The sequence below is a fragment of the Zoogloea dura genome (assembly GCF_012927165.1).
In the GTDB taxonomy this organism is placed as follows: domain Bacteria; phylum Pseudomonadota; class Gammaproteobacteria; order Burkholderiales; family Rhodocyclaceae; genus Zoogloea; species Zoogloea dura.
Genome location: NZ_JABBGA010000014.1, coordinates 21,111 through 34,119, shown reverse-complemented (window position 1 = coordinate 34,119; position 13,009 = coordinate 21,111). Strand labels below are relative to the sequence as shown.

Annotated in this window: 14 protein-coding genes; 8 read left to right on the top strand and 6 right to left on the bottom strand. The window is 70.0% G+C overall.

All coding sequences use genetic code 11. The annotated features are described in order from the left end of the window. Nucleotides 1–10 precede the first annotated feature (10 nt). Genes HHL15_RS16290 through HHL15_RS16280 form a run of 3 tightly spaced genes read right to left on the bottom strand, consistent with a single transcriptional unit; the run spans nt 11 to nt 2,441 of the window. Nucleotides 11–1,444, bottom strand: coding sequence for an ATP-binding protein (locus tag HHL15_RS16290; protein ID WP_169146850.1), 1,434 nt, complete (start codon nt 1,442–1,444; stop codon nt 11–13). Then, the gene (locus tag HHL15_RS16285) at nt 1,441–2,100 is read right to left on the bottom strand and encodes a response regulator transcription factor (RefSeq protein ID WP_169146849.1); all 660 of its coding nucleotides are present in this window, start codon (nt 2,098–2,100) and stop codon (nt 1,441–1,443) included. The genes HHL15_RS16290 and HHL15_RS16285 overlap by 4 nt, the downstream gene beginning before the upstream one ends. Next, nucleotides 2,097–2,441, bottom strand: a complete 345-nt coding sequence (locus tag HHL15_RS16280; RefSeq protein ID WP_169146848.1) for a PepSY domain-containing protein — start codon at nt 2,439–2,441, stop codon at nt 2,097–2,099. The genes HHL15_RS16285 and HHL15_RS16280 overlap by 4 nt, the downstream gene beginning before the upstream one ends. Before the next feature lie 119 nt (nt 2,442–2,560). Here HHL15_RS16280 and HHL15_RS16275 point away from each other — a divergent pair, with 119 nt between their 5' ends. From HHL15_RS16275 to HHL15_RS16255, 5 genes are all read left to right on the top strand, one after another. Further along, the gene (locus HHL15_RS16275) at nt 2,561–2,971 is read left to right on the top strand and encodes a DUF1924 domain-containing protein (protein ID WP_169146847.1); all 411 of its coding nucleotides are present in this window, start codon (nt 2,561–2,563) and stop codon (nt 2,969–2,971) included. Nucleotides 2,972–2,992: 21 nt separating this feature from the next. Continuing rightward, nucleotides 2,993–3,523, top strand: a complete 531-nt coding sequence (locus HHL15_RS16270; protein WP_169146846.1) for a diheme cytochrome c — start codon at nt 2,993–2,995, stop codon at nt 3,521–3,523. A gap of 22 nt (nt 3,524–3,545) precedes the next feature. Continuing rightward, the gene (locus tag HHL15_RS16265; protein ID WP_169146845.1) at nt 3,546–4,283 is read left to right on the top strand and encodes a cytochrome b/b6 domain-containing protein; all 738 of its coding nucleotides are present in this window, start codon (nt 3,546–3,548) and stop codon (nt 4,281–4,283) included. Between the two features lie 64 nt (nt 4,284–4,347). Continuing rightward, entirely contained in the window at nt 4,348–5,025 is a 678-nt protein-coding gene (locus HHL15_RS16260; RefSeq protein WP_169146844.1) for a heavy metal response regulator transcription factor, read from the top strand. Continuing rightward, nucleotides 5,025–6,410, top strand: a complete 1,386-nt coding sequence (locus HHL15_RS16255) for a heavy metal sensor histidine kinase (protein WP_169146843.1) — start codon at nt 5,025–5,027, stop codon at nt 6,408–6,410. The genes HHL15_RS16260 and HHL15_RS16255 overlap by 1 nt, the downstream gene beginning before the upstream one ends. Here the strand turns inward: HHL15_RS16255 and HHL15_RS16250 are convergent, their stop codons facing one another. The 3 genes from HHL15_RS16250 to HHL15_RS16240 all read right to left on the bottom strand — a co-directional run bounded on the left by HHL15_RS16250 (nt 6,411) and on the right by HHL15_RS16240 (nt 10,184). After that, nucleotides 6,411–7,748, bottom strand: coding sequence for a carbohydrate porin (locus HHL15_RS16250; RefSeq protein ID WP_235943437.1), 1,338 nt, complete (start codon nt 7,746–7,748; stop codon nt 6,411–6,413). Between the two features lie 136 nt (nt 7,749–7,884). Beyond that, nucleotides 7,885–9,246 carry a chromate efflux transporter gene (gene chrA / locus HHL15_RS16245; protein WP_169146842.1) on the bottom strand — a complete coding sequence of 454 codons (1,362 nt, stop codon included), beginning with the start codon at nt 9,244–9,246 and terminating at the stop codon, nt 7,885–7,887. Then, nucleotides 9,243–10,184: a chromate resistance protein ChrB domain-containing protein gene (locus HHL15_RS16240; RefSeq protein ID WP_169146841.1), complete on the bottom strand. Its 942-nt coding sequence runs from the start codon at nt 10,182–10,184 to the stop codon at nt 9,243–9,245. Before HHL15_RS16240 ends, chrA begins: the two co-directional genes overlap by 4 nt. Before the next feature lie 70 nt (nt 10,185–10,254). Between HHL15_RS16240 and HHL15_RS16235 the strand changes: the two genes are divergently transcribed. The 3 genes from HHL15_RS16235 to HHL15_RS16225 are packed head-to-tail and all read left to right on the top strand — an operon-like array spanning nt 10,255 to nt 12,916. Then, nucleotides 10,255–11,349 carry a DMT family transporter gene (locus HHL15_RS16235; protein WP_328825057.1) on the top strand — a complete coding sequence of 365 codons (1,095 nt, stop codon included), beginning with the start codon at nt 10,255–10,257 and terminating at the stop codon, nt 11,347–11,349. Between the two features lie 27 nt (nt 11,350–11,376). Further along, the gene (modD, locus tag HHL15_RS16230; RefSeq protein WP_169146840.1) at nt 11,377–12,252 is read left to right on the top strand and encodes a ModD protein; all 876 of its coding nucleotides are present in this window, start codon (nt 11,377–11,379) and stop codon (nt 12,250–12,252) included. A gap of 55 nt (nt 12,253–12,307) precedes the next feature. After that, a complete protein-coding gene (locus HHL15_RS16225) occupies nt 12,308–12,916 on the top strand; it encodes a molybdopterin-dependent oxidoreductase (RefSeq protein ID WP_169146839.1) in 609 nt (202 codons plus the stop codon). Nucleotides 12,917–13,009: the final 93 nt, after the last annotated feature.

The following is a 13,009-nucleotide window of genomic DNA, read 5'->3' as shown; positions in this document are numbered from 1 at the left end:
CCCACCCGATTCAGACCGCCGGCAACTCCAGCACCACCGCCAACCCGCCAGCCGGCCCCCGCCGGAGCTGCAGGCTGCCACCATAGAGGCCTGCCAGTTCCTGGACGATGGCCAGCCCCAGCCCGGAGCCGGGCACCGATTCATCGAGGCGGGCGCCACGGGCGAGCACCTCCGTCATGCGGGCGTCGGCAATACCCGGCCCGTCATCCTCGATGTGCACGCTCAAACGTGCCGGCTGCGCCTGCTCATCCCGGGTGATCCTCACTCCGACCCGGCTGCGTGCCCACTTGCAGGCGTTGTCCAGCAGGTTGCCGAGCATCTCCTGCAGATCCTGCTCCTCCCCCGCGAAATACACGGCCGGCGCGTCCTCCACCCGGATGACCAGCCCCCGGTCGGCATGCACTTTCTCCATCACCCGGACCAGCCCCTGCACGCAGGCCGGCACCGCGCAGCGCTGCCCGGGCAGGCGCCGGGTCGCGGACATCCGCGCCCGCGCCAGGTGCCAGTCCACCTGCCGCCGGGCCAGCCCCACCTGCTCGCCGACCAGGCGCGCAAGCGCGGCCTCCGGGCCGGACCGGGCCCGGGCGGCCGCCTGGTCGAGGACGGCAAGCGGGGTCTTGAGGGCATGAGCCAGATTGCCCGCCTGGGTGCGCGCCCGCTCGACAACGCAGTGGTTCTGTTCGAGCACCCGGTTGAAGTCGTCCACCAGCGGCTGGATCTCACTCGGGTAAGGCCCACCGAGGGTCGTGGCGCGGGCCTCCTGCAGCGCCTGGAGATCGCCCTGCAGGCGGCGCAGGGGCCGCAGGCCCACCCACAGCTGGGCCACCGCCGCCAGCACCAGCAGCGCAAAGAGGATGGCCAGCGAGACGCCCAGCACCTGCCCGAAGCGTTCGACGGCCGCGCGGGTGTCCTTCAGATCGGCGCCCACCAGCAGGCGCCAGCGCGCCTCCGGCTGCTCGGCCGGGCGCACCGTGCGTTCGAGCAGCAGCAGCTGGCTGTCCCGCGGGCCGGGCACTTCATGCACATGCAGAGCGCCATCCACCAGCCCATCGCCCGGCACCACCAGCTGGTCATCCCACAGGGAGCGGGAGCGACGCACCGCAGTGTGGCCGCGCCCGTCCGGCGCCACCTCGTCGATCTGCCAGTACAGCCCGGAGTAAGGCTGCTGCCAGCGGGGGTCGGACAAGGCCTGCGGATCGATGGCGGGCCGTCCCTGGGCGTCCACGCCGAGACGCGCGGTCAGCTGGTCCAGTTGCTGGCCCAGGCCGATCTGGAACTGCAGCAGCACATGCTCGCGGAACAGGCCGTGCAGCACCACGCCGGCCAGGGCCAGGGCCACCGCCAGCCCCATCACCGTCGCGGCGAACAGGCGGACGCGCAGGGAGCCGGCGTGGCGCGCCCTTTCCGGCGGCGGCCCGGAGGCGGCAGTCCCGGGCGCCGTCATCGGGAGCCGAGGCGGTAGCCCTGGCCCCGCACGGTCTCGATCAGGTCGGCGGCGAGCTTCCTGCGCAGGCGGCCGACGAAGACTTCGATGGTATTGGAATCCCGGTCGAAATCCTGGGCGTAGATGTGCTCGGTGAGTTCGCTGCGCGAGACCAGCTGCCCGGGGCGATGCATCAGGTATTCGAGAACCTTGTATTCGTGGCTGGTCAGCGTCACCGGCGCCCCCCGGAAACTGACCCGGCCGCTGCGGGTGTCCAGCACCAGCTCGCCGCATGTCAGCACCGGCGAGGCCAGGCCGCCGGCGCGGCGGATCAGCGCCCGCAGGCGGGCCAGCAGCTCCTCGGTATGGAAGGGTTTGGTGAGGTAGTCATCGGCACCGGAATCGATGCCGGTGACCTTCTCGTGCCAGTTGTCGCGGGCGGTCAAGATCAGCACCGGCATGCTGCGCCCGTCGGCGCGCCAGCGGCGCAGCACGCTCAGGCCGTCGAGCAGGGGCAGGCCCAGGTCCAGCACCACTGCGTCGAAAGGCTCGCTGTTGCCGAGGAAGTGGGCGTCCCGCCCGTTATCGGCCTCATCCACCGCGTAGCCGGCCTCCTCCAGGCTCAGGCGCAGCTGGGCCCGCAGCACGGGTTCGTCTTCGACCAGCAGGACTCTCATCGGCGCTTCTCCTTCAGCACCGCTGCGGTCTTCGCATCGAGCTTCAGCTTGAGCAGGCGGCCATCCGCCTGCAGGAGCTTGACCTCGTAGATCCACAGCCCGTCGTCACGCTCGAGCTCCACCTCCAGCACCCGGCCCGGATAAGTACGCTCCAGGCGCGCCAGCACATCGCGCAAGGGCAGGATCTGCCCGGCCTCCACAGCCCGCCGGGCACGCTCGTGATCATCGTCATCGGCCCGCGCCGGGGCCACGGACAAGACAGCGATCCCCAGCAATGCCGCCGCCAGCAGTGGCAACAAGCGTGACAGGGCAAGCGGGTGGCGCGTGACAGGGATCTTCATGCGCCGATTATCCCCTGCCCAGCCTGAACGGAGGCTGAACAGCCGCTTCAGCCTTCATACAGGCAGCGCGGCGCAGCATGTGCCCACGCTGACTTCCCGCTCCTTGCGAGCCCCACATCATGCAGCTCCGTAGTCGCCTTCTGAAACCTGCCGCCGCCCTGCTCCTGGCTGCAGTGACCAACGCAGCCGCCGCAGCCGAAACCACCGCCGCCGCCCAGCTCGAGTACTGGAGTGCCCAGGCCGGCACACCCGGCCAGGCGGCACGCGGCCAGGCCTTCTTCGCCAGCAAGCACGGCGGCGAATGGTCATGCGCATCCTGCCACGGCACCCCGCCCGCCCGCGAAGGCCGGCACGCCACCACCGGCAAATCGATCAGCCCCCTGGCCCCTGCCTTCAACCCGCGCGGCTTCAGCGACAGCGCGCGCAGCGACAAGTGGTTCCGCCGCAACTGCAAGGACGTGCTGAACCGCGAATGCAGCGCCGGTGAAAAGGCCGACGTGCTGGCATACCTGCTGCAGCTCAAGCCCTGAACACCTGCCCCGGAGACCCTCATGCCCCCGATCGAACACACGCATCCCGTCCCCGCCCTTGCCGGCCTGCTCCTGACCATCACCCTCGGCCTTGCCGGCCCGGCCGCGGCAGACGACGACGGCCGCAGCATGCCCCGCCAGGTGCCCAAGGCCTACACCAGCGAATGCGGCAGCTGCCACCTGGCCTTTCCGCCCGGCGCCCTGCCCGCCGCCTCGTGGAAGCACATCATGGCCGGCCTGGACAAGCATTACGGCAGCAATGCCTCCCTGGACGACGCCACCACGCGCCAGCTCGACAGCTGGCTGCAGGCCCATGCCGGCACCTGGAAGCGGGTCGGCGAGACGCCTGCGCAGGATCGGATCACCCGCTCGGCCTGGTTCCAGCGCAAGCACCGCCAGGTCCGCGACGCGGTGTGGGCCCACAACAGCGTGAAGAGCCCCGCCAACTGCGGCGCCTGCCACCCCGGGGCCGAGCGCGGCGACTTCGACGATGACCACCTGAAGATCCCGCCCGGCCTGCCTCTGCACCTGCGCTGGGCGTGGTTCGACTGACAGCACCACCGGAGAACCCGCCATGTATCCACTCACTGCCCCTACAACCGCAGCCACGCCCACCCCGGCCCGGGCCCGCCGGCGTGTCATCGACGACCCCATGCGCATGTTCCACTGGCTCTTCGCCAGCGCTTTCGCGGGCGCCTACCTGAGCGCCGACAGCGAACACTTCCGGCTGCTCCACGTCACCCTGGGCTACATCCTGGCCGGGCTGTTCGCCTTCCGCCTCGCCTACGGGCTGTTCGGCCCGCAACAGGCGCGCCTCGCCCGCCTGGGCGGCAGGCTGGCCGGCTGGCGCAACTGGCTGCATGGCCTGCGCCACAGCGGCACCATCAACTGGCGGCAGGGGCAGAACCTGCTGATGGCCCTGGCCATCGCCGCCCTGCTCCTGCTCACGCCATTCCTGGTCCTCAGCGGCTACGCCGTCTGGCAGGAATGGGGCCTGGGCCTTGCCGGCGTGGACGAGGACTGGCTCGAAGAACTCCATGAACTCGCCGCCAACGCCTTCCTCGCCGTCGTCCTCGGCCACCTCGCGCTGATCCTCGGCCTCAGCCTGCTGCGCGGCACCAATCAGGCCCTGCCGATGCTTACCGGCCAGGTCGAAGGCGCCGGCCCCAGCCTGGTGAAGAAGCCGCGCCGCTGGCTCGCCGCCCTGCTCCTCATCGCCACCCTGGCCTATGCCGCCTGGGCCTGGCTGGAAGCGCCCCACGGCCTGGTCCCGGCCCTGTCGGCCCTCTCGTCCCCCGTTACATTCCTGTAATCTCGGCCCCGGCTGCCGGCGCGGAGGCAGAATACGGGCCCGCGTAGCGTGAAGGACATTCAAGGTGAAGATACTGGTCGTCGAGGACGAACCCAAAACCGGGGATTACCTGAGGCAGGGCCTGATCGAGGCCGGGTTCGTGGTCGACCTGGCGCGGGACGGGCTGGATGGCCTGCACCTGGCGCTGACCGAGGCCTACGACCTGACCATCCTTGACGTGATGCTGCCGGGCATCGACGGCTGGCAGGTGCTGCAGGGCATCCGGCGGGCCGGCAAGGAGATGCCGGTGCTGTTCCTGAGCGCCCGCGACGCCATCGACGACCGGGTCAAGGGGCTCGAGCTGGGCGCCGACGACTACCTGGTGAAGCCCTTCGCCTTCTCCGAACTGCTGGCCCGGGTGCGCACCCTGCTGCGCCGCGGCGGCAAGGCCAAGGAGGCCGAGATCCTGCGCGCCGCCGACCTGGAGCTCGACCTGCTGCGCCGGCGGGTGACCCGCGGTGGACGCAAGATCGACCTGACCTCCAAGGAGTTCTCCCTGCTCGAGCTGCTGCTGCGGCGCCAGGGCGAGGTCCTGCCCCGCTCGCTGATCGCCTCGCAGGTGTGGGACATGAACTTCGACAGCGACACCAACGTGATCGAGGTGGCCATCCGCCGCCTGCGCGTGAAGGTGGACGACGACTTCGATTTCAAGCTGATCCGCACTGTTCGGGGCATGGGCTACGTGCTGGACGCCACGGAGTGATGAAGCTGCCCTTCGGCCGCTCGGTCACCGCGCGGCTCACCCTGCTGTTCGCGGTGGTCTCCTCCAGCGTGCTGCTGGTCCTGGGCCTGGTCATCGCCTCGCTGGTCGAACACCATTTCGAGGACATGGACCTCGAGCTGCTCGAAGGCAAGCTCGAGCTGATCCGCCACGCCGTCGTCAAGGCACGGGCCGGCGGCGATCTCGAGGCCATGGCCGAACCGCTGGAGGCCGCCCTGGTCGGCCACCATGGTCTGGCGGTGGGCGTCTGGCGGGCCGACGGCCAGCCCGTGTATGTGTCGGCCGAGGCGGCCTTCCCGGCCGACAGCATCCCGCCGGCCGGCGACAAGCCCTTCCCCCGGACCTGGGAGGGCGATGACGGCCAGCGCTACCGGGGCCTCCAGGGCCTCGCCCCGACCGGCCGCGACGGCGAAGCCCCGGCCCGGGTGGCGGTGTCCACCGGGCTGGCGCACCACGACCATTTCATGCAGTCCTTCCGCCTGGCCATGTGGACGGTGGTGAGCGTGGCCGCACTGCTGTCGGGGCTGCTCGGCTGGGTGGCGGCCCGGCGTGGCCTGGCGCCGCTGCGCGACATCGTGCGGCACGCGGCCGACATCACCGCCAGCAAGCTCGACCAGCGCCTGGCCGACGACGCCATCCCGGAGGAGCTGGCCGAGGTCGTGCGCACCCTCAATGCCATGCTGGCCCGGCTGGAGTCCTCGTTCCAGCGCCTGTCCGACTTCTCTTCGGACATCGCCCACGAGCTGCGCACCCCCGTCAGCAACCTGCTCACCCAGACCCAGGTGACCCTGTCGCGGGCCCGCAGCCTGGCCGAATACCAGGACGTGCTGGCCTCGAATGCCGAGGAGTTCGAGCGCCTGTCCCGCACCATCGCCGACATGCTGTTCCTGGCCAAGGCCGACAACCGGCTGCTCATCCCCACCCGCGAACCAGTCCACCTCGGAACCGAGGTACGCGGGCTGCTGGAGTTCTACGAAGCGCTGGCCGACGAGAAGGCGCTGGTCCTGAGCTGCACGGGCAGTGCCGAGGTCAGCGGCGACCGCCTGATGCTCAGGCGCGCCATCAGCAACCTGCTCTCCAACGCGGTGCGCCACACCCCGGCCCACGGCCACATCGCAGTCGAGCTGGAATCGGACGGACAGACGGCCCGCCTCCGCGTCGAGAACTCCGGCCCCGGCATTGCGCCGGAACACCTGCCCCGCCTGTTCGACCGCTTCTACCGGGCCGATGCCTCACGCCAGCACTCGGGCGAAGGCTCAGGCCTGGGGCTGGCGATCAGCCTGTCGATCATCCAGGCCCACGGTGGCGATATCGAAGTCCGCTCCGAGGCCGGGCTCACGGTCTTCGAGCTGCGCCTGCCGCGGTGATCAGAACTCGGTGTGGATGCGCATGGCGAAGAAGTTGGCGGGGCCGCGGTCGGCGTTGTAGGCCGGGTTCCACATGCGCTGGTAGTCGGCCGTCAGGAAGACCGTCTTCCACACGTTCAGGCTGTAATAGGTTTCCACCAGCAGCTCGGGCCGGTAGCTCAGCCGTCCATCCCCGATGAAGAAGGAGATGCCGCCTGCCTCCAGGTACGCGCGACGGTCCTTCGACAAGCTGTTGCGGGCATAGCCCAGGCCCAGGGTGTCCATGCCACGCCCCCACGCCGTACCCTTCAGCGCCAGGCCCATGCCCAGTGAGGCATCGGTCTCGGTGAAGGCATAGGTCTCGGTGCGGCCATCGGCCTTCATCGCCCGCAGGAAGAAGCCCAGGTCATCGTTGATGGCCTGCTCGAGGTTGATCCCGACACCGTACTTGATCTTCTCGCCCCGGCGCACCGCCAGGATCGCCTGCGGGTCTGCGTCCGGGTTGGCCTTCAGGTAGCCCAGCGCGTCCTCGAAGGACGCCAGCACCGCCCGGTTGCGCCAGGCCAGCAGGCGCAGCTTGCCGGGCTGGCCCCACAGGGTATGGCCCCGCTCCACCTCCACCTGGTCGCCGTAGTGCTTGAAGATCTGCGAATCGGTGGGGAGCATGTTCGGCTCCTTGGGGCCGGTCATCCGCCCGATGCGCAGCACCCAGTCGTCCTGGTACCACTCGGCGGCAAAGCCCCAGCCGAAGCCCCGCGCATCGGCCGCGTAGTCGTAGGCCAGGGGCGCCATGAAGCCGGCGTTCATGAAGTGCACCCGTGGGTCCTTGGCGTAGCGGTTGTCGTCGAAGACATCGAGGGTCGAGAAATTGCCCACCGTCAGCACCACCCGGTTCTTGTCCACCGTGCCGGCCATCTGGTTCAGGTCCGCCTCGACCGCCTCGTCACCGCCGCCCAGGCCCCAGGTCTGGCGCAGGAAGAGGCGCTGGCGGTACATCTTGGGGCGGGTACCGGCGGTGCGCGTGAGCTCCCCGTTGGTGAAGCCCCCACTGCCGCTCAGCTCCGAGAAGGGCACCCCCTGGGTGATCTCCGGGTTGAGGTAGAGCTCCCCCCCCTGCCACGGGCGGAAGCCCAGGTAGGCGGTGGTGGTGGCGGTGTAGCTGTTCTCACGGGCCGCCTTCAGGCTCTTCGGGCCGCTGTAGTCCGCCGGCATGCCCGGCTTGGCCTGCCAGATGTAAGTGGCCTGGAAGCGCGCCGTCCAGTCCTCGTAGGCCTCGCCGGCGGCCAGCGCCGGCATGGATGCCCACAGAGCACCAAGGGCCGCGCAACGGGTAAGGAAAACAGCGGAACAGATGCGCATCGGCGGCTCGTCATTCAGGAATGGGCCCGCAAGGGCGCTCCCCGGACGGGAGCGCGGCGGATTCTGGGCGAGCAGTTTATGAAAGTAAAGTTACAGCCGGAAGACTGCCCGGCGGGGCCACCTCGCCCCGGCCGGATTACAGCACTGTCTTCAACACCAGTCCGAGCACGGCGCAGGCCGCAATGACGTGGATGACATTCACCTTGAAGCGGAACAGGGCCACGGCGGCGGCCAGCGCGATGGCCGCCGACACCCCGTCGAAGCTGCCGGCGAAGCCCTTCGGCCACAGCACGTGATAGCCGAAGAACAGGGCCAGGTTGAGGATCACGCCGACCACGGCAGCGGTGATGGCGGTGAGCGGCGCGGTGAACTTGAGGTCGTTGTGGGTGGTTTCGATGAGGGGGCCGCCGGCCAGGATGAAGATGAAGGACGGCAGGAAGGTGAACCAGGTCACCACCATGGCCGCCGCGGCACCGCCCAGGAACAGGCTGTCGGGGCCGAACACGGCCTTGACGTAGCCACCGACGAAACCGACGAAGGACACCACCATGATGAGCGGCCCGGGCGTGGTCTCGCCCAGCGCCAGGCCGTCGATCATCTGGTGCGGCGTCAGCCAGCCATAGCTCTCGACCGCGCCCTGGTACACATAAGGCAACACCGCGTAGGCCCCGCCAAAGGTCAGCAATGCCGCCTTGGTGAAGAACCAGGCCATCCGGGTCAGGGTGTTCTCCATGCCGTAGAACGCGATCAACAGCCCCATCGGGATCAGCCACAGCAGGCCCCCGGCCAGCCCCACCCGAAGCAGGCGCCCCCAGGTGAACAGCGCGTGGGGCGGTGTCGGCGTGTCGTCGTCGATCAGCGCACGGCCCCAGGATGCGCCGGCCTTGCCGTGACCGCCGCCGGCCTTGAAGCGCTCCGGCGCAATGCGGCCGCCGACAAAGCCCGTCACGGCCGCCGCCAGCACGATCAGCGGAAAGGGCAGGTCGGCCGCAAAGATCGCCACGAAGGAGGCCGCCGCCACCGCCCACATCACCGGGTTCCTGAGGGCCCGGGCGCCGATGCGATGGGTGGCCTGCACCACAATGGCGGTGACGGCCGGCTTGATGCCGTAGAACAGGCCCGCCACCAGCGGCATCTCGCCAAAGGCAATGTAGATCCACGACAGGGCGATCAGGATGAACAGCGAGGGCAGCACGAACAGCCCGCCCGCCACGATGCCGCCCCAGCTCCGGTGCATCAGCCAGCCGATGTAGGTGGCAAGCTGCTGCGCCTCGGGGCCGGGCAGCACCATGCAGTAATTGAGCGCATGCAGGAAGCGCCGCTCGGAAATCCAGCGCCGGCGCTCGACCAGCTCCTGGTGCATGATCGCGATCTGCCCGGCCGGGCCGCCGAAGCTGATGAAACCGAGCTTCAGCCAGAAGGCGAAGGCCTGCCAGAAGCTCACCGCCGCAGGGGCGTCGTCATCGTCTGACAGGGAGGCGGAGCCGGATGGGGTCATGGGGTGTTTCCCTTGTTTTCAAAGGCGGCAAGCAGGCCGTCCAGGATGCCGCTGGTCAATTGCAGCAATTGGTCATCGTCAGCGAGGATCCGGCGCAAGCCCGCCAGGGTGCTTTCGATGCCGGCCGCCTCGGGCGGCTGCACCCCGCCCACGTCGAGAAAATGCACGATGCCGGCCAGGCGGTTGAGGGCCGGGCTCTCCAGGGCAAAGCTGGCCACCAGCACCTCGAAGCTCACGCGGGCCCCGACATGGCTGAAGCGGGCACCGTCGAAATCGAAGCCCAGGGCGTCTTCGGGGCAGTCGGCCGGCGTCGGCAGCCACAACACACGGGCCGCCGGATCAATGAAACGCCGGATCAGCCAGGCGCAGGCCAGCCGATCCACCCAGGGCCGCGCCCGGGTCGCCCAGGTCCGGCCCTGGAACTGCCGGATGTCCAGGCGGGGAATGCCTGCCTCGACCGGCCGCGGCTCATCCGCGGAGAGCGCCTGCGCGATCGCCTGCTCCAGCTCGAGCATGGCCGCCTCGGCCTGCCGGTGAGCCTCCCCCGGAAAGAAGTCGGTGTCGGCCAGGGCGACGAAGGCCTTCCGCAGCTTGCGGGACTGCCGGAGCGCATCGGCGGCGCCGTCACGGGTCAAGCCATCCCGCAGCCGGGTGACGTCTTCCAGCAGCACGGCGTACTCCCGGCTCCGCTCGAACAGCGCGGTGAAGTCGCTGCCATCCGGCTCTTCCACGCGCAGCACCAGGGCGCTGCCGCCGGACGCCACGATGTCGGCGGCGACGGCGTCCAGCCGGACGCGGCAGGCGTCCCGCCCGGGCATCAGGTACACACCGTCACGCAGGACCGCCGCCCCCGATCCCTTCAGGCTGCGCCAGGCCCGCATGCGTGCCGTGGCGTTCTCGGTGGGGAGGCTGGTGATGAGCGCAATCCATGAATTCATTAGACTACTCTACATAAACATAGAGATCACTACAAACAATCAAATGCACCTGCCGGGGTGGAACAAGCAGGTGTCGCGGCTTATCCTGCATGGCCCCCTGCGCGTCCCACGCTTGATGACCCACCTTCGGATACTCCAACCCGGTGTCACCGCCGCCCTTGCTGCGGCGCTGCTCTTCGGTGCCGGCACGCCGCTGGCCAAGCTGTTGCTCCGCGAGCTCGGCCCCTTTCTGCTCGCCGGCCTTTTCTACCTCGGCTCCGGCATCGGTCTGTCCGTGTTCCGCTGGCTGAAGGGTGCGGCGCCACTGCGGCTGACGCGCGGCGAAGCCAGCTGGCTGGCCGGCGCGGTACTGGCCGGCGGCGTCGCCGGCCCGATCCTGCTGATGTCCGGGCTGGCGGGCATGCCTGCCTCGGGCGCGTCCCTGCTGCTCAACGCGGAGGGCGTGCTGACCGCCCTGCTGGCCTGGATCGTCTTCAAGGAGAACGTCGACCGGCGGATCGCCCTGGGCATGACGGCGATTGCCGGCGGCGCGGTGATCCTCAGCTGGCCAGCAGAAGCGCACTTCGCCGGCAGCGCGCCGGCCCTGCTCATCCTGGCCGCGTGCCTGGCCTGGGCCATCGACAACAACCTGACGCGCAAGCTGGCGCTGGCCGACGCAGGCTGGATCGCCGCCCTCAAGGGGCTGGCCGCAGGCACGGTCAACCTGGGCCTGGCCCTGGCCCTGGGCGAACGCCTGCCCGCCTGGCCCATCACCCTGGCCGCCATGGGCGTCGGCTTCCTCGCCTACGGGGTCAGCCTGGTGCTGTTCATCATCGGCCTGCGCCACCTGGGCACGGCGCGTACCGGCGCCTATTTCTCCATCGCCCCCTTCTTCGGCGCGCTGCTCGCCCTCGCCGGCGGTGAAGCACTGACGCCCGGGCTGGCCTTCGCCGGCGTGCTGATGGGCATCGGCATCTGGCTGCACCTGACGGAGCGGCACGCGCATGTCCACGCCCATGAGCCGCTCGAGCACACCCATGAGCACAGCCATGACGATCACCACCAGCACGGGCACGACTTTCCCGTCACGGCGGGGGTACGGCACACACACGCCCACCGGCACGAACCGATGACGCACAGTCACCCGCATTTCCCCGACGCCCATCACCAGGGCCATCGCCACTAGTCCCGCCCACCCACGCGACACAACACCATGCGCAACCCCTACACCCTCTCCGATCCCGAACTGGAAACCCTCCTGCTGGACGACGCGCCGTGGGGCGACGCCACCTCGTGGGGCCTCGACATCAGCGATGCCGGCGGGCGCATGCAGTTCCGGGCGCGACATGCCCAGGTGGTGTGCGGCAGCGAGGAAGCCGCCCGCATGGGGCAACTGCGCGGCCTGCAGCATGACGGCCCGCTGGTGGGCAGTGGCACGCCGGTCGAGGCCGGCACGCTGCTGCTCAGCCTCACCGGGCGGGCCGCCGACCTGCACCGCGTCTGGAAACCCGCCCAGACGCTCATGGAGTACGCCGGCGGCATGGCCACCGCCACCGCGGAGCTGGTCGCCGCGGCCCGCCGGGGCCATCCGCAGATTGCCGTGGCGTGTACCCGCAAGCACCTGCCCGGGAGCAAGTCGCTCAGCGTCAAGGCCATCCTGTGCGGCGGCGCGGCGCCCCACCGCCTCGGCATCTCGGACACCCTGCTGGTGTTTGCCGAACATCGCGCCTTTCTCGGCGACCTCCCTGCCGGGCAGGCGGTGGCCCGCCTGAAGCAGGCCTGGCCCGAACGCCAGGTGGTCGTCGAGGTGGCCGACGAAGACGAGGCCGTGCTGTGGATGGAAGCCGGCGCCGACGTGATCCAGCTGGAAAAATGCCCGCCGGAGACGGTCGCTCGGGTGGTCGCCCGGGCCGCCACCCAGGCTGGCAAGCATGGCAGCAACGGCCCCCTGATCGCCGTGGCCGGCGGCGTGAATGCCGGCAACGCCGAGGCCTACGCCCGGACCGGCGCGCGCATCCTGGTCAGCAGTGCCCCCTACCAGGGCGCCCCCAGGGACGTCGCCGTCAGCCTGGAACCCTGGCCGGCCTGAGCGCCCTCTCCCTCACCGCCACTCACCTTCCCCCCAACTCCCGAGCGCTCCCGCCATGGACAAACGCCGCTTCCTTCACGCCACCCTGGCCTCCATCGCCCTGCCGGGCGCGGCGCTGGCCGCTCCCGGCAGGGCCTCACCCAGAGCGCAGGCCGCCGGGCCGACCCTGCTGACCATCTCCGGCGAGCTGGCCCACCCCAACCGCGGCCCGCTGGACCCGGCGCTGGACCAGCTGATGAGCAAGCATGGCGTGCAGTTCGAGCAGGCCCGCAGCTTCACCTACGCCGACCTGGCGGCCCTGCCGGCCGTGGAGATCCGCCCGACCCTCGAGTACGACGCCAAGGCCCACCGCCTGCGCGGCCCCCTGCTTACCCGCCTGCTCGACATCGCCGGGGCCGCCGGCCGCTCGCCCAAGACCACGGTGGGCCTGCGCGCCCTGGATGGCTACAACGTGGAACTGAGCCTCGCCGAGCTGCAACGCCGGGCCCTGATCGTCGCCACCCATCTCGACGGCACGCCGCTGCCCCTGGGCGGCCTCGGCCCCCTGTGGGCCGTCTTCGACCCCGGGCAACTCCCCGAGCTGGCGGCCAGGCCCCTGCCCGAACGCTTCGCCCAATGTCCCTGGGGTCTGTATTCGGTGCACATCGGCGAAGCCACCGGCTAGCCCCCCGACAACCGTTCCGGGCACCACGCCTACATCGGGCAGCGCCGCGGCAACGGCGCGCCAGGGCGCATGTATGCTAGGGAGGCGGGCGGC

What these genes read in the sequence shown, in the direction of transcription:
- HHL15_RS16290 (WP_169146850.1), bottom strand. Translation starts at nt 1,444, where the DNA reads ATGACGGCGCCCGGGACTGCCGCCTCCGGGCCGCCGCCGGAAAGGGCG.
- HHL15_RS16285 (WP_169146849.1), bottom strand. Translation starts at nt 2,100, where the DNA reads ATGAGAGTCCTGCTGGTCGAAGACGAACCCGTGCTGCGGGCCCAGCTG.
- HHL15_RS16280 (WP_169146848.1), bottom strand. Translation starts at nt 2,441, where the DNA reads ATGAAGATCCCTGTCACGCGCCACCCGCTTGCCCTGTCACGCTTGTTG.
- HHL15_RS16275 (WP_169146847.1), top strand. Translation starts at nt 2,561, where the DNA reads ATGCAGCTCCGTAGTCGCCTTCTGAAACCTGCCGCCGCCCTGCTCCTG.
- HHL15_RS16270 (WP_169146846.1), top strand. Translation starts at nt 2,993, where the DNA reads ATGCCCCCGATCGAACACACGCATCCCGTCCCCGCCCTTGCCGGCCTG.
- HHL15_RS16265 (WP_169146845.1), top strand. Translation starts at nt 3,546, where the DNA reads ATGTATCCACTCACTGCCCCTACAACCGCAGCCACGCCCACCCCGGCC.
- HHL15_RS16255 (WP_169146843.1), top strand. Translation starts at nt 5,025, where the DNA reads ATGAAGCTGCCCTTCGGCCGCTCGGTCACCGCGCGGCTCACCCTGCTG.
- HHL15_RS16250 (WP_235943437.1), bottom strand. Translation starts at nt 7,748, where the DNA reads ATGCGCATCTGTTCCGCTGTTTTCCTTACCCGTTGCGCGGCCCTTGGT.
- chrA (WP_169146842.1), bottom strand. Translation starts at nt 9,246, where the DNA reads ATGACCCCATCCGGCTCCGCCTCCCTGTCAGACGATGACGACGCCCCT.
- HHL15_RS16240 (WP_169146841.1), bottom strand. Translation starts at nt 10,184, where the DNA reads ATGAATTCATGGATTGCGCTCATCACCAGCCTCCCCACCGAGAACGCC.
- modD (WP_169146840.1), top strand. Translation starts at nt 11,377, where the DNA reads ATGCGCAACCCCTACACCCTCTCCGATCCCGAACTGGAAACCCTCCTG.
- HHL15_RS16225 (WP_169146839.1), top strand. Translation starts at nt 12,308, where the DNA reads ATGGACAAACGCCGCTTCCTTCACGCCACCCTGGCCTCCATCGCCCTG.